At 61.0% G+C, this 22,165-nt stretch carries 16 protein-coding genes and 1 pseudogene; 8 read left to right on the forward strand and 9 right to left on the reverse strand.

Translation table 11 applies throughout. The annotated features are described in order from the left end of the window. The first annotated feature begins 38 nt into the window (after positions 1-38). The gene (locus CO660_RS08225; RefSeq protein WP_097598303.1) at positions 39-458 is read left to right on the forward strand and encodes a glyoxalase/bleomycin resistance/extradiol dioxygenase family protein; all 420 of its coding nucleotides are present in this window, start codon (positions 39-41) and stop codon (positions 456-458) included. Positions 459-592: 134 nt separating this feature from the next. Further along, a complete protein-coding gene (leuD, locus tag CO660_RS08230) occupies positions 593-1,201 on the forward strand; it encodes a 3-isopropylmalate dehydratase small subunit (protein ID WP_097598304.1) in 609 nt (202 codons plus the stop codon). A gap of 269 nt (positions 1,202-1,470) precedes the next feature. On the opposite strand, the gene CO660_RS08235 is transcribed toward leuD, so the two are convergent. Further along, positions 1,471-2,403: a pyridoxal-phosphate dependent enzyme gene (locus CO660_RS08235; RefSeq protein WP_097598334.1), complete on the reverse strand. Its 933-nt coding sequence runs from the start codon at positions 2,401-2,403 to the stop codon at positions 1,471-1,473. Positions 2,404-2,648: 245 nt separating this feature from the next. On the opposite strand from CO660_RS08235, the gene leuB reads away from it, so the two are divergent. After that, positions 2,649-3,761: a 3-isopropylmalate dehydrogenase gene (gene leuB, locus CO660_RS08240; protein WP_097598305.1), complete on the forward strand. Its 1,113-nt coding sequence runs from the start codon at positions 2,649-2,651 to the stop codon at positions 3,759-3,761. Between the two features lie 258 nt (positions 3,762-4,019). Further along, complete coding sequence (gene lpxE, locus CO660_RS08245) at positions 4,020-4,772, forward strand: lipid A 1-phosphatase LpxE (RefSeq protein WP_176536250.1); 753 nt, start codon at positions 4,020-4,022, stop codon at positions 4,770-4,772. A 42-nt stretch (positions 4,773-4,814) separates the two neighbouring features. Here the strand turns inward: lpxE and CO660_RS08250 are convergent, their stop codons facing one another. From CO660_RS08250 to CO660_RS08270, 5 genes are all read right to left on the reverse strand, one after another. Beyond that, a complete protein-coding gene (locus CO660_RS08250) occupies positions 4,815-6,701 on the reverse strand; it encodes an MFS transporter (RefSeq protein ID WP_097598307.1) in 1,887 nt (628 codons plus the stop codon). Between the two features lie 246 nt (positions 6,702-6,947). After that, positions 6,948-8,219 carry an FtsX-like permease family protein gene (locus CO660_RS08255; protein WP_097598308.1) on the reverse strand — a complete coding sequence of 424 codons (1,272 nt, stop codon included), beginning with the start codon at positions 8,217-8,219 and terminating at the stop codon, positions 6,948-6,950. After that, positions 8,216-8,908, reverse strand: a complete 693-nt coding sequence (locus CO660_RS08260; protein ID WP_097598309.1) for an ATP-binding cassette domain-containing protein — start codon at positions 8,906-8,908, stop codon at positions 8,216-8,218. The genes CO660_RS08255 and CO660_RS08260 overlap by 4 nt, the downstream gene beginning before the upstream one ends. A 6-nt stretch (positions 8,909-8,914) precedes the next feature. Beyond that, on the reverse strand, positions 8,915-9,376 hold the full coding sequence (locus CO660_RS08265; protein WP_097598335.1) for a hypothetical protein: 462 nt from the start codon (positions 9,374-9,376) through the stop codon (positions 8,915-8,917). A 197-nt stretch (positions 9,377-9,573) separates the two neighbouring features. Beyond that, on the reverse strand, positions 9,574-11,328 hold the full coding sequence (locus CO660_RS08270; protein WP_097598310.1) for an alkaline phosphatase: 1,755 nt from the start codon (positions 11,326-11,328) through the stop codon (positions 9,574-9,576). Positions 11,329-11,419: 91 nt separating this feature from the next. On the opposite strand from CO660_RS08270, the gene CO660_RS34445 reads away from it, so the two are divergent. The 3 genes from CO660_RS34445 to CO660_RS08285 all read left to right on the forward strand — a co-directional run bounded on the left by CO660_RS34445 (position 11,420) and on the right by CO660_RS08285 (position 13,766). Further along, positions 11,420-11,626 (forward strand): hypothetical protein, encoded by a 207-nt coding sequence (locus tag CO660_RS34445; RefSeq protein WP_085779883.1) that lies wholly within the window; start codon positions 11,420-11,422, stop codon positions 11,624-11,626. Positions 11,627-11,736: 110 nt separating this feature from the next. Continuing rightward, positions 11,737-12,771 (forward strand): aspartate-semialdehyde dehydrogenase, encoded by a 1,035-nt coding sequence (locus tag CO660_RS08280; RefSeq protein WP_020922622.1) that lies wholly within the window; start codon positions 11,737-11,739, stop codon positions 12,769-12,771. Between the two features lie 170 nt (positions 12,772-12,941). Beyond that, positions 12,942-13,766: a lytic murein transglycosylase gene (locus CO660_RS08285; RefSeq protein ID WP_097598311.1), complete on the forward strand. Its 825-nt coding sequence runs from the start codon at positions 12,942-12,944 to the stop codon at positions 13,764-13,766. Positions 13,767-13,815: 49 nt separating this feature from the next. Here the strand turns inward: CO660_RS08285 and CO660_RS08290 are convergent. From CO660_RS08290 to pdxY, 3 genes and pseudogenes are all read right to left on the reverse strand, one after another. Next, positions 13,816-15,430 (reverse strand): annotated as a pseudogene (locus tag CO660_RS08290) (GGDEF domain-containing protein). 91 nt (positions 15,431-15,521) lie between these two features. Continuing rightward, the gene (locus tag CO660_RS08295) at positions 15,522-16,163 is read right to left on the reverse strand and encodes a carbonic anhydrase (protein WP_097598312.1); all 642 of its coding nucleotides are present in this window, start codon (positions 16,161-16,163) and stop codon (positions 15,522-15,524) included. A 71-nt stretch (positions 16,164-16,234) separates the two neighbouring features. Beyond that, positions 16,235-17,110, reverse strand: a complete 876-nt coding sequence (gene pdxY, locus CO660_RS08300; RefSeq protein WP_097598336.1) for a pyridoxal kinase PdxY — start codon at positions 17,108-17,110, stop codon at positions 16,235-16,237. 277 nt (positions 17,111-17,387) lie between these two features. Between pdxY and CO660_RS08305 the strand changes: the two genes are divergently transcribed. Next, positions 17,388-22,163, forward strand: coding sequence for an NAD-glutamate dehydrogenase (locus CO660_RS08305; RefSeq protein ID WP_097598313.1), 4,776 nt, complete (start codon positions 17,388-17,390; stop codon positions 22,161-22,163). The last annotated feature ends 2 nt before the right edge of the window (positions 22,164-22,165 follow it).

The raw sequence follows: 22,165 nt of genomic DNA on the forward strand, positions 1-22,165 counted from the left end.
GGCATTCAGCCGGCGCTCAAAAACGATGGAGGACGAGCATGGATACGATGGAAGACAAACCGGCCAAGCTGCCGCCGGTGAAGAATGGCCTGCTGCCCTACCTGACCGTCGATGGTGCGGTGAAGGCCGCGGAATTCTACAAGAAGGCCTTCGGCGCCGAAGAGGCCCACAGGGTGCCGGTCGATGAAAGCGGCCGGACGATGCATATTCATCTCTATATCAATGACAGCTCCCTCATGCTGGCGGATGCCTATCCCGAATACGGCCATCCCTTCAAAGGCCATGAAGGTTTTGCCATCCAGCTTGTTATCGACGATATCGATTTCTGGTGGGATCGTGCCGTGGCCGCCGGCGCCGAAGTCGTCATGCCGGTCGAACTGATGTTCTGGGGCGATCGCTACGGCCAGCTTCGCGATCCGTTCGGCGTCCTCTGGGGCTTGAACGCTCCGACCAAGTAGCGGACACGCGCAACGGCGGGCCACGCGAAACGCCGCGTGGCCGCCATTTTAGAAAGATTCTCCTTCATTTCGGCGAAAAACTGGACTAGATGCACATTCAGGAAAGTACGTTTTGCTGAAATGGAGCATAGGTCATGGATAAATTCGTGAAGCTCACGGGCGTTGCAGCGCCCCTGCCGGTCGTCAACATCGACACCGACATGATCATCCCGAAGGACTATCTGAAGACCATTAAGCGCACCGGTCTCGGCAAGGGCCTTTTCGCCGAAGCCCGCTACAATGAAGACGGCTCCGAAAATCCCGATTTCGTGCTGAACAAGCCGGCCTATCGCGATGCTAAGATCCTAGTCGCCGGCGACAATTTCGGCTGCGGTTCCTCGCGCGAGCACGCTCCCTGGGCACTGCTCGATTTCGGCATTCGCTGCGTGATCTCCACCAGCTTTGCCGATATTTTCTACAACAACTGCTTCAAGAACGGCATCCTGCCGATCAAGGTCAGCCAGGAAGATCTCGACAAGCTGATGGACGACGCCTCGCGCGGCTCGAACGCTATCCTGACGATCGATCTTGAAAACCTCGAGATCACCGGCCCCGATGGCGGCTCCATCAACTTCGATCTCGACGAGTTCAAGCGCCATTGCCTGCTGAACGGCCTCGACGATATCGGCCTGACCCTGGAAAAGGGCAAGGCGATTGACGAATTCGAAAAGAAGAACGCCGCGTCGCATCCCTGGGCGGCTTAAGCTATTCAATTACTTGCTGATCGAGCCGGGACTTCGCCCGGCTTCGCCTGCCCAACATAATCCTTAGTTCAGACGATCGGGGCACCTGCCCCTCATCCGGCTGCCGCCACCTTCTCCCCGCAAGCGGGGCGAAGGTATGCCGCACCGTCTTCCTCAGCCTCAACGCTGCGTTTGCCGCGTCCCCTCGCCCCGTTTACGGGGAGAGGGTTAGGTGAGGGGCAGCTATCGGGGCACGAACCGAACCTAGCTCGGCATTTCTTTGATCTCGATCAGAGAAACTTCTCCTTCCAAAGCATCAGCTTTTCGAGCGACACGCCGATGCCGCCGCAGACTTCGATCAGCGGATTGTCAAAGCGCTGAAGCAGCCCGGCATGCACATCGGCAATGGCAAGGGCGGCACCGCAGGCCGGCTCCACCAGGATGCGATGCGCATCGGCAAATTTGAGGCAGGCGGCAACGGCATCGCTATCGCTGACGACGACGCTTTCGATCGGATGCTGCTTCGGTAGATCGAAGACATGCTGCGCCACCTGCCGTGCACCGAGCGACGTGGCAATCGAGGTGATGGCGGGAAGGGTAACGCGCTCGTTTGCCTTGAGGCTTGCGTGTAGTGACGCCGCCCCTTCGGTTTCGACTGCGATGACGGGGACACCGGAAAGGCCGTTCCGCTTCAGCCCTTCGACAATGCCGGCCAGCAGCCCACCGCCGCCGACGCTGGTAACGACGCAATCGAATGTCGCACCCTTCGCAACGACCTCATCGATCAGCGTGGCATGACCATCCCACAGAAGCGGATGGTCAAAAGGGTGCACATAGGTCGCCTTGCGGCTGCGGGCGAGTTCGACCGCGTGGGCATTGGCTTCGTCGAAAACGCCTCCGTGAACGAGGACACTCGCGCCGATTGCGGCAATCGACTGCCTAACATCGGCCGCCGTCGTCTCCGGCACGACGATGGTGACCGGCACTCCGAGCGTCCGGCCGGCATAGGCCGCGGCAATGCCGGCATTGCCGCCGGAGGCGCAGAGGATCTCGCGCGCACCATCTTTCACCTCCTGCTGGCACAGCCGGCCGACGCCGCGCAGCTTGAAGCTGCCGGAAGGCTGCAGCGCATCAAGCTTCAGCCAGAGCGGTTTGCCGCTGGCGCTATAGCCGGAGGATGTCCGAACCAGGGGCGTGTCGAGATGGAGGGGTGCTGAAGCCATGCGAACATCCAAGAAATAAGAGAGACCACTGTTCTAATCCGTTTGCCGGCACAGGAGCAACCTTCCTGACCTACAGGCCCGCGCCTTCAGACGCGCAAGGGACGCTGTTATACTTTCAATCTCTGAATCGGCCGAAAAATCGGGGCGACGCAGAGATTGAAGCGTACCGATTCAACCCTTCTCTCGCTTGAAATGCCTATTTGCGGGGTCTAAGAAGCCGCAACTTGTTTTTCCAGGAGGGTTTCATGACTGCGCGCAATCTTTTCCTGCTGCCGGGTGACGGCATCGGTCCCGAGGCGATGGGCGAGGTCCGCAGGATTATCGCCTATATGAACGAGGCGATGAATGCCGGTTTCGTAACCGACGAAGGCCTTGTCGGCGGTTGCGCTTACGATGCCCATGGCGCGGCGATCTCGGAAGCCGACATGCAGAAGGCGCTTGCCGCCGACGCCGTTCTCTTCGGCGCGGTCGGTGGTCCCAAATGGGATAGCGTACCTTACGAAGTGCGCCCGGAAGCAGGCCTGCTCCGCCTGCGCAAGGACCTGCAGCTCTTCGCCAACCTGCGTCCCGCCATCTGCTATCCGGCGCTTGCCTCGGCCTCGTCGCTGAAGCCGGAACTGGTCGAAGGCCTCGACATCCTGATCATCCGCGAGCTGACGGGCGGCGTCTATTTCGGCGAACCGAAGGAGATCATCGACCTCGGCAATGGCCAGAAGCGTGGCATCGACACGCAGGTCTACGATACCTACGAGATCGAGCGCATCGCCGGCGTCGCCTTCGAAATGGCCCGCACAAGGCAGAACCGCGTCTGCTCCATGGAAAAGCGCAACGTCATGAAGTCGGGCGTGCTCTGGAACCAGGTGGTGACCGAAACGCATAAGGCGAAATATTCCGACGTCGAGCTCGAACATATGCTGGCCGATGCCGGCGGCATGCAGCTGGTGCGTCAGCCCAAGCAGTTCGACGTCATCGTCACCGACAATCTCTTCGGCGACATGCTTTCAGACGTCGCCGCCATGCTGACCGGTTCCCTCGGCATGCTGCCCTCGGCCTCGCTCGGCGCGCCGGATGGTAAGACCGGCAAGCGCAAGGCGCTCTATGAACCGGTGCACGGCTCGGCCCCCGACATCGCCGGCAAGGGCATTGCCAACCCGATTGCCATGATCGCCTCCTTCGCCATGTGCCTGCGTTATTCCTTCAATATGGTCAAGGAAGCCGATGACCTGGAAAAGGCGATCGCCAACGTGCTCGACAAGGGCATCCGCACCGGCGACATCATGGCCGACGGCTGCCGGCAGGTCGGCACGGTCGAGATGGGCGATGCAATCCTCGCCGAATTCAAGGCGCTTTCGGCCTGATATATTTCACGTGAAACAGTTCCCGCCCTTCGCACCACGCATGCGGGGGGCTTTTCAGAGATAGACAAAACCCGCCGGACTCGATCGAATTAACCGAAACGGACTATCCTCGGCCACAATCTCGTGTATTTTTGCGCCGGATTTCACCTCCGCATATTTTGGAAGTTGGAAACGATTTCCGGTCTATGCGCCAGTTCAAAGTGAAAGAGCGCCTGCCGCACGCGCGGCGCTCGAAGGCTAATTCGAACGGACGACGGCATGCGGGCATTTTGGGCTTCCCTGGACAGGCGCTGGCGCCGGAGCGACGCTGCGATGCCGCCTTTGCGCTGGCAGGCTTGTCTCTTCATCACGATCAATGCCGTCATCCTTTCCATGCTGCTCTTCGACGCGCCGATCGGCGCCAGCGAGCCTCCTGCAGCTGTAAAGCACCTCGGCGAACTGCTGACGGGCTTCGGCGATTCCGCCTGGCTGATCTACACCAGCGTCCTTCTGTTCTTCCAGGGCAGGGCGGGATACAAGCTCCTGAAATCGGCGCGCGCCAAGGCGCAGGCGCTCTATGTCAGCTGGATCGGCGCCTATCTCTTCACCACGGTTGTTTGCTCTGGGCTTCTCGCCAATCTGTTGAAACGGGCGATTGGAAGGGCGCGCCCCGATCACTTTCATGATTACGGGATGTTCTCCTTCACGCCCTTTTCGGGTCATGCCGCTTTCGAAAGTTTTCCCTCCGGCCATTCCACCACGGTCGGCGCCTTCTTTGCCGCTTTCGCGTTGCTGTTTCCGCGCTACCGTGTTGCCTTTATCGCCTGCGCCATCTGGCTCGCCATGACGCGGGTCATGGTAGGCGCCCATTATCCAAGCGACGTCATCGCCGGTCTTGCTTTCGGCGGCTGGTTCTCACTGCTGACGGCGATCGTCTATGCCCGTTGTGGCCTGCTCTTCAAACTGGCGCCGGACGGCTGGCCGCTCGCCAAGCGCCTGTTCCCCGACGCGAAAAAGCCCGGCGCCTTGTGAGCGCCGGGCCGTTTTTCGAGCATGTCAGACGCGGACGCGTCATCAATCCATGGCGTGAATATCCCTGTTCTTCGTTTCCGGCAGGAAGATCAGGCCGATCACCAGCGTGATCGCCGCAAAGACGATCGGGTACCAGAGACCGTAATAGATATCACCCGCGGCAGCGCTCATCGCGAAGGCCGTCGCCGGCAGCAGGCCGCCGAACCAGCCGTTGCCGATATGATAGGGCAGCGACATGCCGGTGTAGCGGATGCGAGTCGGGAAGAGTTCGACCAGAAGGGCCGCGATCGGGCCATAGACCATCGTCACATAGATGACGAGGACGAAGAGGATGGCGATCGTGCCGACCCAGTTGACGCGGGTCGGATCGGCAACCATGGCATAGCTGCCGCCATTGGCGATGTTGTAGACCGCCATGTCGGTGACCCCATTGGCCTCGTCCGCCGTCAAAAGCTTGCCTTCTACCAGCTTGGCTGCCGGCATGGTTTCCTTGTCGCCGGCGCGCACCGCATCGGCAGTGAGCGCCAGTTCCGGATTGGCGGCGATGAAGGCATCGAGCTTGCTATCCGGCACCTTGGCGGCGGCCCGCTTCAGCGGATAGCCGGCATCATGGAGCGCAATGTTGACGCCTTTTTCGAAGGCGGCGGTCATGCCCTTCGCCTTGTCGCCGGCAGCAACGACGTCGAAGCTGGTAATCGTACCGTTACCGACCTTCACCGTCGCCGGTTGTCCGGCGGGACCCGGCACGACGTCATATGGCACCGAGTTCTTCGTCAGAAATGCTGTCGCCACGTCGCATGAGCTGGTGAATTTCGACGTACCCGTCGGGTTGAACTGGAATTTGCAATCCGCCGGATCGGCCGTGACCGTTGCGCGGATCGACGCCTGCGCTTCGGCAAGCGCGGGATTCGCCATCCAGGTCATTGCCTTGAACAGCGGCTGATAGGTCACTGCTGCAAGTAGGAGGCCTGCCATGATGATCGGCTTGCGGCCGATCTTGTCGGAAAGACCGCCGAAAATGACAAAGAATGGGGTGCCGAGGAAGAGCGCAATAGCGACCATGACATTGGCCGAAAACAGATCGACCTTCAGCACGTTCTGCAAGAAGAACAGCGCATAGAACTGGCCACCGTACCAGACGACTGCCTGGCCCATGGTGGCGCCGAGAAGGGCGATGAGCGCGATCTTGGCATTCTTCCATTGCCCGAAGGCTTCGGTCAGCGGCGCTTTGGAGCCCTTGCCTTCTGCCTTCATGCGCTGGAACGCCGGCGATTCATTCATCTTCAGACGGATCCAGACGGAAATGCCGAGCAGCACGACCGAGACCAGGAACGGAATGCGCCAGCCCCAGGCTGCGAATTGAACCGGACCCATCAGCGACTGGACCAGGATGATGACGATCAGCGACAGGAACAGGCCGAGCGTCGCCGTCGTCTGGATCCATGAGGTGAAGTAGCCGCGCCGTCCGTTCGGCGCATGTTCGGCAACATAGGTTGCAGCACCACCATATTCACCGCCGAGCGCCAGACCCTGGAGCAGGCGAAGACCGATAAGAATGATCGGGGCTGCGATGCCGATGCTGGCCGCACCCGGCAGGATACCGACGAGGAAGGTCGACATACCCATGATCAGGATCGTCACCAGGAAGGTGTATTTTCGGCCGACGAGATCACCGAGACGGCCGAAAACGAGCGCGCCGAACGGACGCACCAGGAAGCCGGCGGCAAAAGCGAGCAGCGTAAAGATATTGCGCGTCGCCTCGGGATATTGGGTGAAGTAGGTCGCACCGATATAGGTAGCGAGCGAACCGTAAAGATAGAAATCATACCATTCGAAAACGGTGCCGAGCGAAGAGGCGAAGATGACCTTCTTCTCCTCGCCTGTCATCGGACCGGCCTTCGCGCCGTCGATGCTTGTGACATTTGCCATTGTCTGTCCTCCACAGAGTGATGAGCAACGGGCGCGGCCGACTCTCCTCAAAGCATACCCCGGGCCGCGACACGCCTGACGAGAGTGTGCCAGAAAAGACAGGCCGCAAAGAGAGATGCTTTGGGATTATGACTTTAGTCTAACGAGGCCGTCCCATCACTCGCATCGGAGCGTTGCTCAGCCCTCCTGCCCGGCGATGGCATTTGGCGGAGGGACGGTTTCAGCCGGTTTGCGAAAGGGGACCTGTTAAGCCCTCAGCGCCTGCGCCGGCGATTGCCGGTAGGCAAGCACCGCCGGCAATGCGGCGAGAATACCGGCAAAGGCGAGCAACACCCCCGTAAGCTCGGCATCTTCCCGGGCGAAGCCAACCGGCATGGCGATGCCGCTGGTCTGCGAGAGCATGCCGGACAAGGTCAGCGCCGCGGCGAAACCGAGCGCAAATCCAAGTGCTATGCCGACTGCCACCAGAAAGAAGAATTCCAGGAAGACGATGCCGAAGATCGCGCCGCGCGGGGCGCCGAAGGCTCTGAGCGCGCCGATCTGGCGGCGGCGCTGGCCGATATGAATGACCGTGACCAGGACCAGTGAGGCCGCGACAAGAGCCTGTGCGCCGGAAGCGACCACAACAAGGATCTGCTTGGCGTCGCCCAGCGTGGCGTAAAGATTTGTCAGCACCTCGCCGGGGAAGACGGCGATGGTATTGCCGTTGCGATAATCCCGTCGAAGCTTATAGGCATCGGCGATCGTTTTCGGCTTGACGAGGATAGCCGGAAGGCCTGGAGCATCTGCGGCCCAGGTCTCCTTCAGCACGGCTTCCGGATCGAGCTTTCCATGATGATCGTGCGCGTCACGATCGGCGCCGGCATGATCATGATCGTGTCCGTCCTCTTCGGCGTCTCCCGCATGCTCCTCCGCCTCCAGCCCGTGAATGTGCCAGACCGCCTGAATAGGAACGAGAATCGCCCGGTCCCAGGCAGTATCCGTCGGCCGCAGGCGACCGACGACATGATAAGCGAGTTCGGTGTGGGTCTCGCCCCCTTCTTCCGCCGAACCGTGCATCGGCTTGATTTCATCGCCGAGCGAAAGCCTGACCGCGGAGCCGATCACTGCCTCTCCTTCGTGGGTGAAAGCCTTGCCTTCGGCAAGATCGCCGGACAGCTTGTTCGACATCTTTGTTGTCGTACCGACGATCGGGTAGCTGGAGAAGAAATCGCCAAAGCCGATCGGCGCCGCCCAGTCGACCCGGGGGTCGGCGGCAAGTTTTGCCAGCACCTCGCCCGGCATCAGCGGCAGGGGCGAGGGCTGCAGGAAGACGGAGGAGAGCACGAGTTGTGTCTCGCTGCCGCCGGCGCCGATGACGAGGTCGAACTTATCGGCGGCGCGCGCGCTGCCGAGGCGAAGCGCCCGCTCCTGCAGCACCACGGAGACGCCGAGCGCGGTCGCAAGCGCCACCAGGAGCACGACAACCAGTGATCCCGCCCACAGGCGGCGAAGATCGGCACAAATGAAGCGGATCATGCAGCCTCCCCCGCAGCGGCAATGGAATCCTCGCTGATCCGGCCGGAACTGAGCGTGATACGCCGGTCGAGACGGCCGGCGAGCCGCTGGTCATGGGAAACGACGATCAGCGTGCTGCCTTCGGCATTGGCAAGATCGAGGAGGAGATCGCCGACGGCCTCACCGCTTTCGGCGTCAAGGCTCGCGGTCGGCTCATCGGCAATGATGACACCAGGCTTGCGCAACAGCGCGCGGGCGATCGCCACGCGCTGCATCTCGCCGCGCGACATGGTCTCGATCTTCTGGCCGGGCCGGGACAGGTTGACCGTGTTCAAAAGCACATTCGCCCGCTCGATGACGGCGGCCGTCGCGGCGCCGGCAAGCCGGGCAGGCAGAAGCACGTTTTCGAGTGCCGACAGGCCGGGGAAAAGGTGGAATTCCTGCATGATCAGGCCGATATTGACGGCGCGGAACCGGTCTCGCCGGCTTTCCGAAAAAGCGGCGATATCCTCACCGTTCCAGCGGATATGGCCCTGCCGCGACCGCTCAAGGCCGGTGACGACATTGACGAAGGTGCTCTTGCCGGAGCCTGATGCTCCCGTGATGGCGACCCTGCTGCCGGCCTCGATCGACAGGCGGCCGATTGCCAGCGCCGGCGAACTGAGGCCCGGAAAGGTGACATCAAGGTTTTCGATATCGAGTGCGAGCATGTCGGTTTAAACAGCAAAATATTCGGCTTGGCGGATCCGCAATAGGCTGACGAAGCCGGTTTCCGGATCGGTCCAGGAGCCGTATTCCAGCGTGCCGCGCACTTCGATTGTCTGGCGCGGCTGCACGAAGGTCTGCTTTTCCGAGAGATAAACCACGACGATATTGTCGGGCCAGTCCGCATCCGAAGAGCAGAAGGGGCAGAGCGACATCGGCACTTCGGTGAGTACGAAGAACTGCGCCTCTGCCTTCAGTGGCGGCGCCATGAAACCCTTCATGCTGATTTCCTGGCCGGCAAGGCGCTTCACCTTGTCCGAGAATTCGAGACCGAGCACGCCGAACTTGCCATAGAGCTCGTCGAACGAAAGCGAAGCGCCGGCCGCGCGCGCAGCACAAGCAGCAAAGGGAAACGCAATGGCAGCGCCGATCAGCCGGCGGCGGCTGAGATGCAGCGAAGAGAATATGTCCATGGCGACCTCCAAGAAGTAGATCCCGGCCTCTGGCATCGGCCGAAAATCGAAACGATTTTCGGAAAGCACGATGCCAGCTTCAAAGTGTTACAGCGTCCTTTTGCGCGTCTGGAAGACGCGCGGCGCTGTAATCGGCCGGGACCATGATCGACAAAAGAGGCAAGGCCGGCAAGCGGCCCTGCAAGATCGACTTTCGATCAATTCGTCTGCTTGGCGCCGAGAGCGAAGGTGTCGGCGAGCACGCGATAGACGTCGCTCTGTTCCATGTAACCATGGAAGCCTTCGGCACCAGGACCGGCCGACTGCAGCACGACATCGTCGACGGCGTGAACGCCGCTCTCGCTGCTCTTCGGAAGATTGCCCTGTACGAAGACGGCGCCGGGAACATCTTTATACTGTTCGTTGGCGACATATTCCTTCTTCTCGTTCTGGACGGCCGGAACGAAAGGACCATCGAGCTTCGGACGGAAGGTCTCATAATGATCGGGGCCGTTGTTGGCACTGAGGAACAGGCGGCGGCTGACGTCGACCTGGTCGGGATAACCGTCGCCATTTTCATCCTTGTAGTTCGGGAAGCCGGCTTCGGCGTAGGTGCCGACCTTTTCGCGCATCTCCGTGCCGGGCTTCTCGTCGTCGAGGGTGCCGATGATCGATACGCCATGCGTGTGGTCGCCGGTGACGACGATCAGAGTGTCCGGATGGGCCTTCTGGAATTCGCGGGCAACGCCGATCGCCTTGTCGAATTCGATAGTGTCGATAACCGCACGATCCCAATCCAGCGGATGGGACATCTTGTCGATCGAGGAGCCTTCGACCATCAGGAAGAAGCCGTCAGCATTCTTCGAGAGGCGGTCGAGCGCAACCTTGGTCATCTCGACGAGACCCGGCTGGTTCGGGAACTTGTCGACGGTGCCCTTCTTCAGGAACTCGCGATCGAGCGTCACGTCCATATTGCCGGTATGGAAGAGGCCGAGCAGCTTGCCGTCAGCCGATGCATTGGCGGCGAGCTCGTTCTTGTCGGTTGCGAGCTTGTAGCCGGCGTCCTGGAACAGCTTGATGTAATCCTGATTGTCCTTGCGCTTGGAACCGGCGATTTCCTTGCCGAGGAAATAGGCCGAGCCGCCGCCAAGGATGACTTCCGGCTTCACTTCGAGCAGCATGCCGACGATGTCGGCCTTTTCGCTGCGGCTGCGGGTATGGGAAACGACCGCAGCTGGCGTCGCATCCTCGATTTCGGACGTCGCGACAATGCCGATCGACTTCTTCGTCGTGCGGCGAACAGCCTCGCCAAAGGTTTCGACGCGCGGGTCGTCGAGCGGAGCCGGCGTCCGGTCCGCATAGACGCCGAGCGCGTTGACGGCTGTCTTGTGCCCCGTCATGAAGGCCGACATGGTGTTGGCCGAATCCGTGGCGACGGCATTCGTCGCTGACGTACCGATGAAGGCCATATGATCGAGATCGTCCATGCTCAGGCGGCCGTTCGCTTTGCCCTCGGTCATGCCCTTGGACATGATACGGGCGGCGGTGCGATGCGCAACGGAAAGGCCGTCGCCGAGCAGGAAGATGATGTTCTTGGCCTTCGGCTGAGCGGCTGTTTCATAAACGTCCCAGGTAACCGACTTCGTCTCATCGCCGGCGGAGACCTCGATCTTGTAGGCGCCGGGTGCGGAGATCTTCAGGCCGCGGAGCAGAAGAGCGGAACCGAGGGGCTTGTCTTCCTTGCCTTTTTCCAGCTCGATGAACTGCGCTTCGCCCCCGAGAACCGTCTTGTAATCCTGGCCGTTGACCGTGATCTTCACATCTTCCGGCTTGACCTGCTTGTTAAGCTCGACCTTGAAATCGAACGGCGAACCGGCAAGAATCGTGGCGCGATCGAGCGGATAGACCGTCGTCGCCTGGGCGGCGCCCGCAAGGATGGTGGTGGCCGTAAAGGCGGCAAGAAGCGTACGCATGGAAAACCCCCGTTTTCGTTGCAGACATTGACAACCGGGCCGGGATAACTCCCGAGGATGACAGCGGCATGACAACGTCGCACCATGACGGCTGCCGCTTTCGCCCTCCGCCTCCGAGCGCAAAAACCTTGACTCCTGTGGAAAACCTTCTAAGAGCAACAGCGGAAAAGGAATCTCCATGGTTCGCGACGAACACGCCATTGCCGCATGCAATGACCGGGCACGGGTTGCCGGGGTGGATATTGCCGTTCCGGTTTCTTCCAAAACCAAGGCCAAAACGACGACGAAAACCGTCTGACGTCTCTGGCCTGCCGCTCTCTCCCCGGCTCGGCTGGGGACAGGAAGACGCGATTATTCGCGCCTTTCCCCTCACCGGACAGAGGAGAGAAGAGAAAGAGAGCTTGAGAAATGGGTTTCAAAGTAGCAGTTGCGGGAGCGACCGGAAATGTCGGCCGGGAGATGCTCAACATCCTCTCCGAACGCGGCTTCCCCGCCGATGAGGTCGTGGCGCTCGCCTCGGCGCGTTCGCAGGGCACCGAAGTGTCCTACGGCGACCGGACGCTGAAGGTTTCCAATCTGGAGAATTACGATTTTTCCGATACCGACATCTGCCTGATGTCGGCCGGCGGCGAGGTCTCCAAGAAGTTTTCCCCCAAGATCGGCCAGCAGGGTTGCGTGGTCATCGACAATTCCTCGGCCTGGCGCTATGACGCCGACGTGCCGCTGATCGTGCCGGAAGTGAACCCGGACGCCGTCACGCAGTTCACCAAGCGCAACATCATTGCCAATCCGAACTGCTCGACCGCGCAGCTGGTGGTGGCGCTGAAGCCGCTGCACGACTTCGCCAAGATCAAGCGCGTCGTCGTCTCCACTTATCAGTCGGTCTCCGGCGCCGGCAAGGACGGCATGGACGAGCTCTTCAATCAGACGCGCGCCGTCTTCGTTGCCGATCCGATCGAGAACAAAAAGTTCACCAAGCGCATCGCCTTCAACGTCATTCCCCACATCGATAGCTTCATGGAAGACGGCTACACCAAGGAAGAATGGAAGGTGCTGGCCGAGACGAAGAAGATGCTCGATCCAAAGATCAAGGTGACCTGCACGGCAGTGCGTGTGCCCGTCTTCATCGGCCATTCGGAATCGGTAAACATCGAGTTCGAGAACGAGATCACCGCCGACCAGGCCCGCGATATCCTGCGCGATGCCCCGGGCTGCCTCGTCATCGACAAGCGCGAGAACGGCGGCTACATCACGCCTTATGAATCCGCCGGCGAAGATGCAACCTATATCTCACGCATCCGCGAGGACGCGACTGTTGAAAACGGCCTCAATATGTGGGTTGTTTCCGACAACCTGCGCAAGGGCGCGGCGCTGAACGCCATCCAAATCGCCGAGCTGCTCGTCAATCGCGGCCTGGTCAAGCCGCGCAAGCAGGCAGCCTGATACCATTTGTAAACCATAAGATGTTAAAGCCCTGCTCGTTCAGCGGGGCTTTTTCCGGGGCAAATACGACTGTATAAGCGCTCGCTAAACGATGATCGTGACAAAATCGCGAGTGGCTGGCATTCTCTTGCCCGCTTAAAAACTATGCAGATCGAGAGCGGGGTTTCTCAATGCGCATGACAAAGTTGTTTCTGGCGGCCGCTGCGGCACTGGGCGTCCTCAACGCGGTACCGGCGTTCGCGCAAGGACTTCAATGTGGCAATACCAGCGCCGGCTTCGACGCCTGGGTCGCCGATTTCAAGCAGACGGCAGCGGCCAATGGCGTCAGCCAATCCGTGCTCAGCCGTGCCTTCGCTAACGTCAACTACAACAAGCCGACGATCGCCGCCGATCGCGGCCAGAAAAGCTTCAAACTCTCCTTCGACGCCTTCATGCAGAAGCGCGGCGGTGCCGCCGTCATTTCCCGCGGCCGTTCGATGAAAGCGGCCAACCAGGCCCTTTTTGCCTCGATCGAACGTCGCTTCGGCGTTCCCGCCGGTCCGCTGATCGCAATCTGGGGCATGGAGACCGGTTTTGGCAGCTATATGGGCAACCAGCATACGCTATCGGCTGTGTCGACCCTTGCTTATGACTGCCGTCGTTCGGAATATTTCACCGACCAGCTCTATGCGGCACTCCAGCTCGTCTCCGAGGGTTATCTGAGCCCGCAGGCCAAGGGTGCCGCCCATGGTGAAATCGGCCAGACGCAGTTTCTGCCGCGCAATGTCGTGCGCTTTGGCGCCGACGGCGACGGCGACGGCCGGGTCGACATGGTTGGTTCTCGCGCCGATGCGCTGGCCTCGACAGCGAATTTCCTCAAGGGCCACGGCTGGCGTGCCGGCGCCGGCTATCAGCCGGGGGAGCCGAATTTCGCTGCGATTCAGGGCTGGAACGCCGCCAGCGTCTATCAGGAAGCGATCGCCTATATCGGACAGCAGATCGACGGCGGCAGATAAGCGTTCATCGACAATGAATCTGAAAACGCCGCTCCGAACGCGGCGTTTTTCATATGCGGGAATCAAAACCGCCGCTCGATGCCGTCTTGCGTCGCTCCTCTTGCGGAGGAGTCGGCACAACCGGCCCCGACACCACGCAATTGCGGCCCGAAGCCTTGGCGGCGTAAAGCGCCAGATCGGCGCGTTTGACCAGATCCTCGAAGTTCCGGTCGGCGGCGCCATTTGCCCGGCCGGCGCATCCGAAGCTCGCCGTGACTCTGAGCAGTTCGCCGCTCTGCAAAGGAACCTCAGCCGCCTCGATCGCCATGCGCACACGCTCGGCGACGATTGCGGCGTCATCAGGTGTCGAATCCGGCAAAAGTGCCAGGAATTCCTCGCCGCCATGGCGCACCAGAAGATCGAATGAACGGAAATGCTGACGCGCGACGCTCGCGACGTGCCGAAGGACGGCATCGCCGGCATCATGGCCGTGAACATCGTTGACCTTCTTGAAATGATCGAGATCGAAGAGAACGACGGAAATCCAGCGTGACCCGTGCTCGGCCTGGGTGAGGAGCGCCGAGGCAGCAACCTCGAAGCCACGCCGGTTGTACAGTCCCGTCAGAAGGTCGGTTTGAGCAGCGTTGCGCAACTCGCCCACCAGCGTCTCACGGTCGCGGATCAGCCGGTCTATCAGCCGAAGGCCTCTTGCCGCCAGCAACATCACCAGCGTTGCGAGAATCAACAGGCCCGCACATAGCGCCAGTATCCGCGTCAGGTGTATGTGCGAGAGCGTCGAAAACTGTTCACCGGTCTCGTGAATATCACTCGCGGCCTCCACCATCTTTTGCTGGAGGAAAACCATGCGTTCGCGCTGTGTGGCCGCCCAGGCATCGCCCATTGCGCGCGATGGCCGCGACCCGGCGAGAATGGCGTCGGTGATCGCATCCGCCTTCACCTGATCGGTGCGACCGAGATAGGCAACGATGTCACGCACGATCGGCGCGGTGGAATGGAAGACCATGTGATCCATGCCGGCACCGAGCATGGTCTTGCCCTGGATGAAGAGTTCAATCGGAAATCTGGCGGAAACGTCTTGATCGAGGTAACGGGTGCCGATCCCGGTGATCAGCCTTTCGCCGTAGTAGGTCAGCAGGATGCCCATCAGCTGGTTGGATTTCTCAAGCAGAACCGGGTCGCTGATCAGTGGTGAAAGCGCGTCGACGACCGCAAGCTGCTTCAGAGCCGCATACCAGTAGACGGAGCCGGGATTGCTGCTTGAATAACGGCCCTGGTCGACAGCGCTCCGCGCCGCGACGATGCGGCTGTAGGCAAGGCTGAGAGCCGACAACTGCAAGTCCCTGATCGAGCGTATCGCGGGGCGGCAGGCTGGCCTGGAAGGCGCGGCGTTCGCGATCGAGCGTCAGTCGGCTTCGCTGCATGTCGACTGCAGTCTCGCTGCTGGGATGCGCGAGATAGCGGCGAGTGGCATCGATTTCACTGAGGATTTCAGTCGCCGCGATCGACCCGCCACGCGCCAGCACATCGGCGAACTGCCGGTCTTTCTCAAGATCCCTGTAATGCTGGATGGAAGTTCGGAGAACGAAGGCGCCTTCAATCAGCATGAAGGCGAAGGGCAGCAGAATGGCGGCCAGCATAACCTTTTTAATGGTTTCGAACTTCATCGCCAATCGCCACGTGATCAAATGCCGGTCGCGCAACCAATTGATGCAAGTTTAACAGCAATCCTTAAAAAACTGATAAACCCGCTAGTCCCTAGATGTCGGGACGAATGAAGTCACGCGTGTCCGCGTCCATCACCCAGAGCTCACCTGTCGAGATGTCGAACCAAGCGCCGTGAAGATGAAGATTCCCGGCTTCTTCCAGCGCCTTGATATTGGGAAAGCTTCTGAGATTGTCGATCGAGTTGCGGATGGAGACACGCTCGAGCGCAGTTTGCCGCTCGGCCGCGGTCATCACGTCATTGCTCTGAATCTGCTCGGCTGCGGGTCTGACCAGCGACATCCACCGGCCGATGAAATCGCCGGGCGATAGTGGCTCGGCATTCGGATCGAGTGCCGCCCGAATCCCGCCGCAACGGCCATGGCCCATCACGACGATGTCTGAAACCTTCAGCGCCTGCACGGCAAATTCAAGAGCGGCCGATGTCGAATGGAAATGGCCGTCCGGCTCGTAGGGCGGCACCATATTGGCAACGTTGCGGATGACGAAAAGCTCGCCCGGGCCGGCATCGAAGATCAGCTCGGGAGCCGCACGCGAGTCCGAACAGGCAATGACAAGCGTACTCGGACTCTGGCCGTTTTCGGCCAGTTGCCGATACCTGTCGCGGGCGTCGGCATAACGCCCGTTCATAAAGTTGCGATAACCGTTCAGAAGGGTGTTTGGAAAACGCTGCATGCCTCTGGATTAGCGCGCGCGGAAGACAAGATCAACTGCTGCACCGCAAAATGCGCACATTGGCAAATGCGTCATTTTTTCCGACGCTGCGCCGGGTGTATGAGCCGGCGCATCTGCACCATCGCCATCGGCGTCGAAAGGCTGGACGCATCGCTGGCCAGCATCAGCTCGTTGCTGCCGCGCTTGACCGCACGCGCAAGCACTTCGAACACGCTGGCGGTGGCAAGCTGCAACGCCTTTTCGTCCTCGAGGCCGGACAGCAGGCGCGACAGGAAAACGGCGGCCAGCAGGTCGCCGAGACCATTCGGCGGGTTCTCGACAACGCGGTGCTCGGCAAGGAGCGCGTGACGACCGGAAAGGTAGAGATTGCCGGTGCCGCCCGCCATCATCGGCACCGCCGAGGTGACGAGCATGCGTGACGGCCCGAGCGCCAGCGCCGCCTCCATGATTGCGCCGTTGTCATCGAGCGGTGCTCCCGACAGCCAGGCGAGCTCGTACCGGTTCGGCGTTGCGAGCGAGGCCAGCGGAATGAGATGATCACGAATGGCCTCGGCCGTCGCTTCCGGCACGTAGAGGCCGCCGAGATCGCCCATGACCGGATCGCAGACGTAAAGCAGTTCGGGATTGTTTTGCCGGAGCGCGGCGATCAGCCGGGCGACCGAGCGTGCCTGGGCGGCATTGCCGAAATAGCCCGAAAGCACCGCCCTGACTTCACCGATCCAGGGTGCGCGGAGCAGATCCTCGATCGCCGCGTCGAATTCCGCTTCGGCAAACGTCAGCCGCGTCGAACGGCCATGGCCGGGATGCCAGGGCAGAACGATGGTCGGCAGCGCCCAGACCGGATGGCCGAGCGTCTCCAGCGCAAACACCGCCGCCCGATTGCCAACCGAGCCACGCACGACATGGCTGGAAATAACGATGACTGCGCCCGCTGTATTTTCCGACATGAAACCGAGGTCCAATGATGATGGCGTTTGATGATCTTTTTGACGACGGCCTGTCAACCATTCTTCACGTGATCATGGAAATGTGCCGCGGAAGCAAACCCGGAAGTGAGGCCTGGACAACCCGTTTTGGCCTCGAAAGCGAAAAAACTCTGCCAATTTCTCATTTCCGCCGGCAAAAAAGCATCAAAACGATCCCCGACAGCGCTATTTTAGGGATTCTTTCGACAAATCTTCTGCTAGCTTGCGAAAAAATCAGTCCAATGCGGGGAGGCGTTCCATGGCTGCCAGAAACAATCCGAAACGGGAGAAGCAGATCGAGACTGCGCGCAAGATCGCCAAGGCGATGAGCGAGGCGCATCTCGATCCGGAAATTCTCTTTGGCCGGGCCAGCAATGACGATCTGGAACTCTATACGCCCGACATGCTGGCGCGCTCTGCCGTGCATTCGGCAAAGGAACTTGCCGCCTGGAACGGCAAGACGCCCCGCGTCAGCATCGACACACTTGCAGAGGTGACACCCGGCGGCACCGCCGTCTCAGTGCTGTCGGTGACCGACCGAAACATGCCTTTCCTTTATGAGTCGGTCATGGGTGAAGTGACGAGCACCTACCGCGATCTGTTCATGGCCGTGCATCCAATCCTCGTCATGGAAAAGGGCAGAGCCCCCACGCTCTATTCCGCCGACCACCCGAGCGATCCCGCGGCACGCGTCAGTCATATCCAGCTCCATATCGCCCCATTGAATTCCACCCAGGCTGCCGACCTCGTCAAACGCGTCCAGACCGTGCTCGAACAGGTCCGTCTGTCGGTCTCGGACTGGAAGCCGATGCTTGCCAAGCTCGATGGCGTAATCGCCGAGCTGTCGGCCAACGGTGCCGGCCGCAGGAAGGCCGAACATGCCGAGGCGGTGGCCTTCCTGACCTGGCTGCGCGACGAGAATTTCACTTTCCTCGGCATGCGTGAGTATATTTATTCCGGCAAGGGCGCCGACGCCAAGGTCGAGCGCGACAAGGGCGCCGGCCTCGGCATCCTCTCCAACCCGGACGTTCTCGTACTGCGTACCGGCAAGGACGCTGTGACCACCACGCCAGAGATCCTCGCCTTTCTCGACGGCCCCGACTTCCTGATCGTCACCAAGGCGAATGTGAAATCGATCGTTCATCGCCGCGCCTATATGGATTATGTCGGCGTCAAACGTTTCGATGCCGAGGGCAACGTCACCGGGGAACTCCGCATCGTCGGCCTCTTCACCTCGACGGCCTATACCTCGCTCGCCTCCGAAATCCCGCTGCTGCGGTCGAAGATCGAAAAGGTGAAGGAGCATTTCGGCTTCGACCCGATGAGCCATTCCGGCCGCATGCTCGACAACACGCTGGAATCCTATCCGCGCGACGACCTTTTCCAGATCGACACGACGCTGCTTGCGAGCTTTGCAGAGCAGATCAACGATCTCGCCGACCGGCCGCGCGTGCGCGTCCTGCCGCGCATCGACCATTTCGACCGCTTCGTCTCGGTCATCGTCTATGTGCCGCGTGAGGAATATGATTCGATCGTGCGCGAGCGCATCGGCACCTATCTGAAGACCGTCTATGACGGCCGTGTCTCCGCCTATTATCCGGCTTTTCCCGAAGGCGGCGTCGCCCGCGTGCATTTCATCATCGGCCGTTCCGGCGGCAAAACGCCGCGCATACCGCAGGCAAGGCTCGAGCAGAAGATCCGCGAAATCACTGCCCGCTGGGACGACCGTTTCGAAGCGCTTGCCGGACCAAAGTCGCCGAAACTGTCGGTCGATCAAGCTTTCCAGGATTCCTTTACCCCTGAAGAAACCGTCGCCGACCTTGCCGATATCGGCGCCTGCGCCGCCGGCGAGCCGCTGCGAATCCAGTTTTATCACCGCCAGGAAGAACAGGGCCGCATCCTCTCGCTGAAGATCTTCCACGCCGGCGGCCAGCTGGCCTTGTCACGCCGCGTGCCGCTCCTCGAGAACCTCGGCTTCAATGTCGTCAGCGAACGCACCTTCGACATTGGGGTACAGGTCGGCGATGGCGCAACCCAACTCGTCGTGCTGCACGACATGGAGCTCGAGACCCGCAACGGCAGCGATATCGACCTCCATCGGTATGGCGCTGCGCTCGAGGAAGCCTTCGTCGCCGCCTTTGCCGGCACGATCGACAATGACAGTTTTAACCGGCTGATCCTTTCGGCCGGGCTTTCGGCCCGCGAAACCAATGTATTGCGCGCCTATGCCCGATACCTCCGCCAGGCCGGCATCGCCTATTCGCAGGATTACATCGCAACGACGCTCGATAAATATCCTGGTGTAGCCGCCGCCATCTTCCGCCTGTTCCACGACACGCTCGATCCCAGGCTTTCCGAAAAGGCCCGCCTCAAGAAGATCGCCGAGCTGCACCAGGCGATCGAGGCCGATCTTGCCGACGTGCCGAACCTGGACGACGATCGCATTCTGCGCCGCTACGTCAACATCGTCGACGCGACTCTGCGCACCAATTATTTCCAGAAGAACCCCGATGGGTCGCCGAAAGCCATGCTGGCCTTCAAGCTCGATCCGCACCTGGTCGACGGGCTGCCGCAACCGAAACCCTTCCGCGAGATGTTCGTCTACGGCGTCGAAGTCGAAGGCGTCCACCTGCGCTTCGGCAAGGTGGCGCGCGGCGGCCTGCGCTGGTCTGATCGTGCCGAGGATTACCGCACCGAGGTGCTCGGCCTCGTCAAAGCGCAGCAGGTGAAGAACGCCGTCATCGTGCCGGTCGGCGCCAAAGGCGGCTTTTACCCGAAGAAGCTGCCGGTGGGCGGCAGCCGCGACGAAATCTTCAATGCCGGCCGCGAGGCGTACAAGACCTATATCCGCACGCTCCTTTCGATCACCGACAATATTTCCGGCGCCGAGGTCGTGCCGCCGGCCGATACGATCAGGCTTGACGGCGACGATCCCTACTTCGTCGTCGCCGCCGACAAGGGCACAGCAACCTTCTCCGACACCGCCAATGCCTTGGCGCAGGAGGCTGGCTTCTGGCTGGACGACGCCTTTGCCTCCGGCGGCTCGGCCGGTTACGATCACAAGAAGATGGGCATCACCGCCCGCGGCGCATGGGAAACCGTAAAACGCCATTTTCGCGAGATGGACATCGACATTCAGACCACGCCCTTCACCGTCGCCGGCGTCGGCGACATGTCGGGCGACGTCTTCGGCAACGGCATGCTGCTCTCTCCCAAGATCAGGCTCATTGCCGCCTTCGATCACCGCGACATCATCATCGATCCCGATCCTGACATGGAAAAAACGCTGGCCGAGCGCCAACGGCTCTTCAACCTGCCGCGCTCGAGCTGGCAGGACTTCGATAAGACCGTGCTTTCGAAAGGCGCGATGATCATTTCACGTTCGGCGAAATCTGTGACGCTGACGCCGGAAGCGGTTGCCGCCATTGGCATCGACAAAGGGGTGGCGACCCCATTCGAGATCATGACGGCGATCCTGAAGAGTCCGGTCGATCTGCTGTGGTTCGGCGGCATCGGCACTTATGTGAAGGCTCCCTCCGAAACCGATACCGAAGTCGGCGATCGCGCCAACGATCCGATCCGCGTCACCGCGACTGAGGTGCGCGCCAAGGTGATCGGCGAGGGCGCCAACCTCGGCGTCACCCAGAAGGGCCGCATCGCTTATGGGCTCAACGGCGGGCGCTGCAATTCCGACGCCATCGACAACTCGGCCGGCGTCAACACCTCGGACGTCGAGGTCAACATCAAGATCGCGCTGGCGGCCGCTATGCATGATGGGCGGCTGACGCGGGCAAAACGCGACCAGCTTCTTTCGTCGATGACCGGTGAGGTGGCGGCCCTGGTCCTGCGCAATAATTACCTCCAGTCGTTGGCGATCTCGCTCGTCGAACGCAAGGGCACGGCAAATGGTCTGGAGCTCGCCCGCTTCATGAGTGTGCTCGAAGCCGCCGGCCAGCTGAACCGCAAGGTCGAGACCCTGCCGGATGACCAGACGCTGGCCGAACGCTACACGGCCGACAAGCCGCTGACGCGGCCGGAAATCGGCGTGCTGCTGTCCTACGCCAAGATCGTGCTCTTCGATGCGCTCGCCGCGAGCGACCTGCCCGACGACCCCTACTTTGCCGCGACCCTGATGAATTACTTCCCCGTCAAGATGCAGAAGTCGAACGCCGGCGACATATCAAGCCATCGCCTACGGCGCGAAATCATCGCGACCGTGCTGGCCAATGAAGCGATCAACCGCGGCGGGCCGAGCTTCGTCGTCGCAATGATGGACGCGACGGCGGCTTCGGCGCCGGAGGTGGTGCGTGCCGCAATCGTCGCCCGCGACGGTTTCGACCTCAACCGGCTCTGGGCCGAGACGGATGCGCTCGACGGCAAGATATCGGGCGGGGTGCAGAACCGCATTTACGAGGAAATCAGCCACAGCTTTATCGTGCTCACGCGCCTGCTGTTGAAAACCGCAATGAACAAAGCCGATATGGCCGAGGTCATTAGCCGGCTGCAGGCGGCCCTGAAGAAGTTGAGGCCTGCTTTCGCCGAACAGGCCGCCGGCGATGCTGCCGCACGCCTGGCGGAATACGCCGAAGCCGGCGTGCCCGAAAAGCTGGCGGCCGAAATCGCCAATCTCCAGAGCTTCGCGCTTGTGCCGGAGATCATGCAGATCGCTGAGCGTACCGGCGAGCCGCTGCTGCGCGCGGCCGAAAATTATTTTGCCGTGTCAAAGACTTTCCGGATCGCGCGGTTGCTGGCGGCCGGCGGCCGGATTCTCACCTCCGATCACTACGAAAATCTGGCGCTTGCCCGCAGCATCGATCAGATCGCCAGCGCCCGGCGCGACATTGTCATCTCGGCGCTTTCCGATCACGGCAAGGAGAAGCTACCCGTCCAGGCCTGGCATGCGCAGGATCGCATCCGCATCAACCGCATCGTTGAAGAGCTTTCGAGCCTCAGTGACAGCGGCGATCCCAATCTCGCGCGCATTACCGTGGCGGCAGGCATCCTGACCGATCTTGCGCGCGACCGGGCGAGGTGAGA

The sequence above is a fragment of the Rhizobium sp. L9 genome (assembly GCF_002531885.1).
Taxonomy (GTDB): Bacteria; Pseudomonadota; Alphaproteobacteria; order Rhizobiales; family Rhizobiaceae; genus Rhizobium.

Excerpts from the sequence above, each read along its gene's own strand:
- CO660_RS08225 (WP_097598303.1), top strand. The coding sequence starts at position 39 with ATGGATACGATGGAAGACAAACCGGCCAAGCTGCCGCCGGTGAAGAAT.
- leuD (WP_097598304.1), top strand. The coding sequence starts at position 593 with ATGGATAAATTCGTGAAGCTCACGGGCGTTGCAGCGCCCCTGCCGGTC.
- CO660_RS08235 (WP_097598334.1), bottom strand. The coding sequence starts at position 2,403 with ATGGCTTCAGCACCCCTCCATCTCGACACGCCCCTGGTTCGGACATCC.
- leuB (WP_097598305.1), top strand. The coding sequence starts at position 2,649 with ATGACTGCGCGCAATCTTTTCCTGCTGCCGGGTGACGGCATCGGTCCC.
- lpxE (WP_176536250.1), top strand. The coding sequence starts at position 4,020 with ATGCGGGCATTTTGGGCTTCCCTGGACAGGCGCTGGCGCCGGAGCGAC.
- CO660_RS08250 (WP_097598307.1), bottom strand. The coding sequence starts at position 6,701 with ATGGCAAATGTCACAAGCATCGACGGCGCGAAGGCCGGTCCGATGACA.
- CO660_RS08255 (WP_097598308.1), bottom strand. The coding sequence starts at position 8,219 with ATGATCCGCTTCATTTGTGCCGATCTTCGCCGCCTGTGGGCGGGATCA.
- CO660_RS08260 (WP_097598309.1), bottom strand. The coding sequence starts at position 8,908 with ATGCTCGCACTCGATATCGAAAACCTTGATGTCACCTTTCCGGGCCTC.
- CO660_RS08265 (WP_097598335.1), bottom strand. The coding sequence starts at position 9,376 with ATGGACATATTCTCTTCGCTGCATCTCAGCCGCCGCCGGCTGATCGGC.
- CO660_RS08270 (WP_097598310.1), bottom strand. The coding sequence starts at position 11,328 with ATGCGTACGCTTCTTGCCGCCTTTACGGCCACCACCATCCTTGCGGGC.
- CO660_RS08280 (WP_020922622.1), top strand. The coding sequence starts at position 11,737 with ATGGGTTTCAAAGTAGCAGTTGCGGGAGCGACCGGAAATGTCGGCCGG.
- CO660_RS08285 (WP_097598311.1), top strand. The coding sequence starts at position 12,942 with ATGCGCATGACAAAGTTGTTTCTGGCGGCCGCTGCGGCACTGGGCGTC.
- CO660_RS08295 (WP_097598312.1), bottom strand. The coding sequence starts at position 16,163 with ATGCAGCGTTTTCCAAACACCCTTCTGAACGGTTATCGCAACTTTATG.
- pdxY (WP_097598336.1), bottom strand. The coding sequence starts at position 17,110 with ATGTCGGAAAATACAGCGGGCGCAGTCATCGTTATTTCCAGCCATGTC.
- CO660_RS08305 (WP_097598313.1), top strand. The coding sequence starts at position 17,388 with ATGGCTGCCAGAAACAATCCGAAACGGGAGAAGCAGATCGAGACTGCG.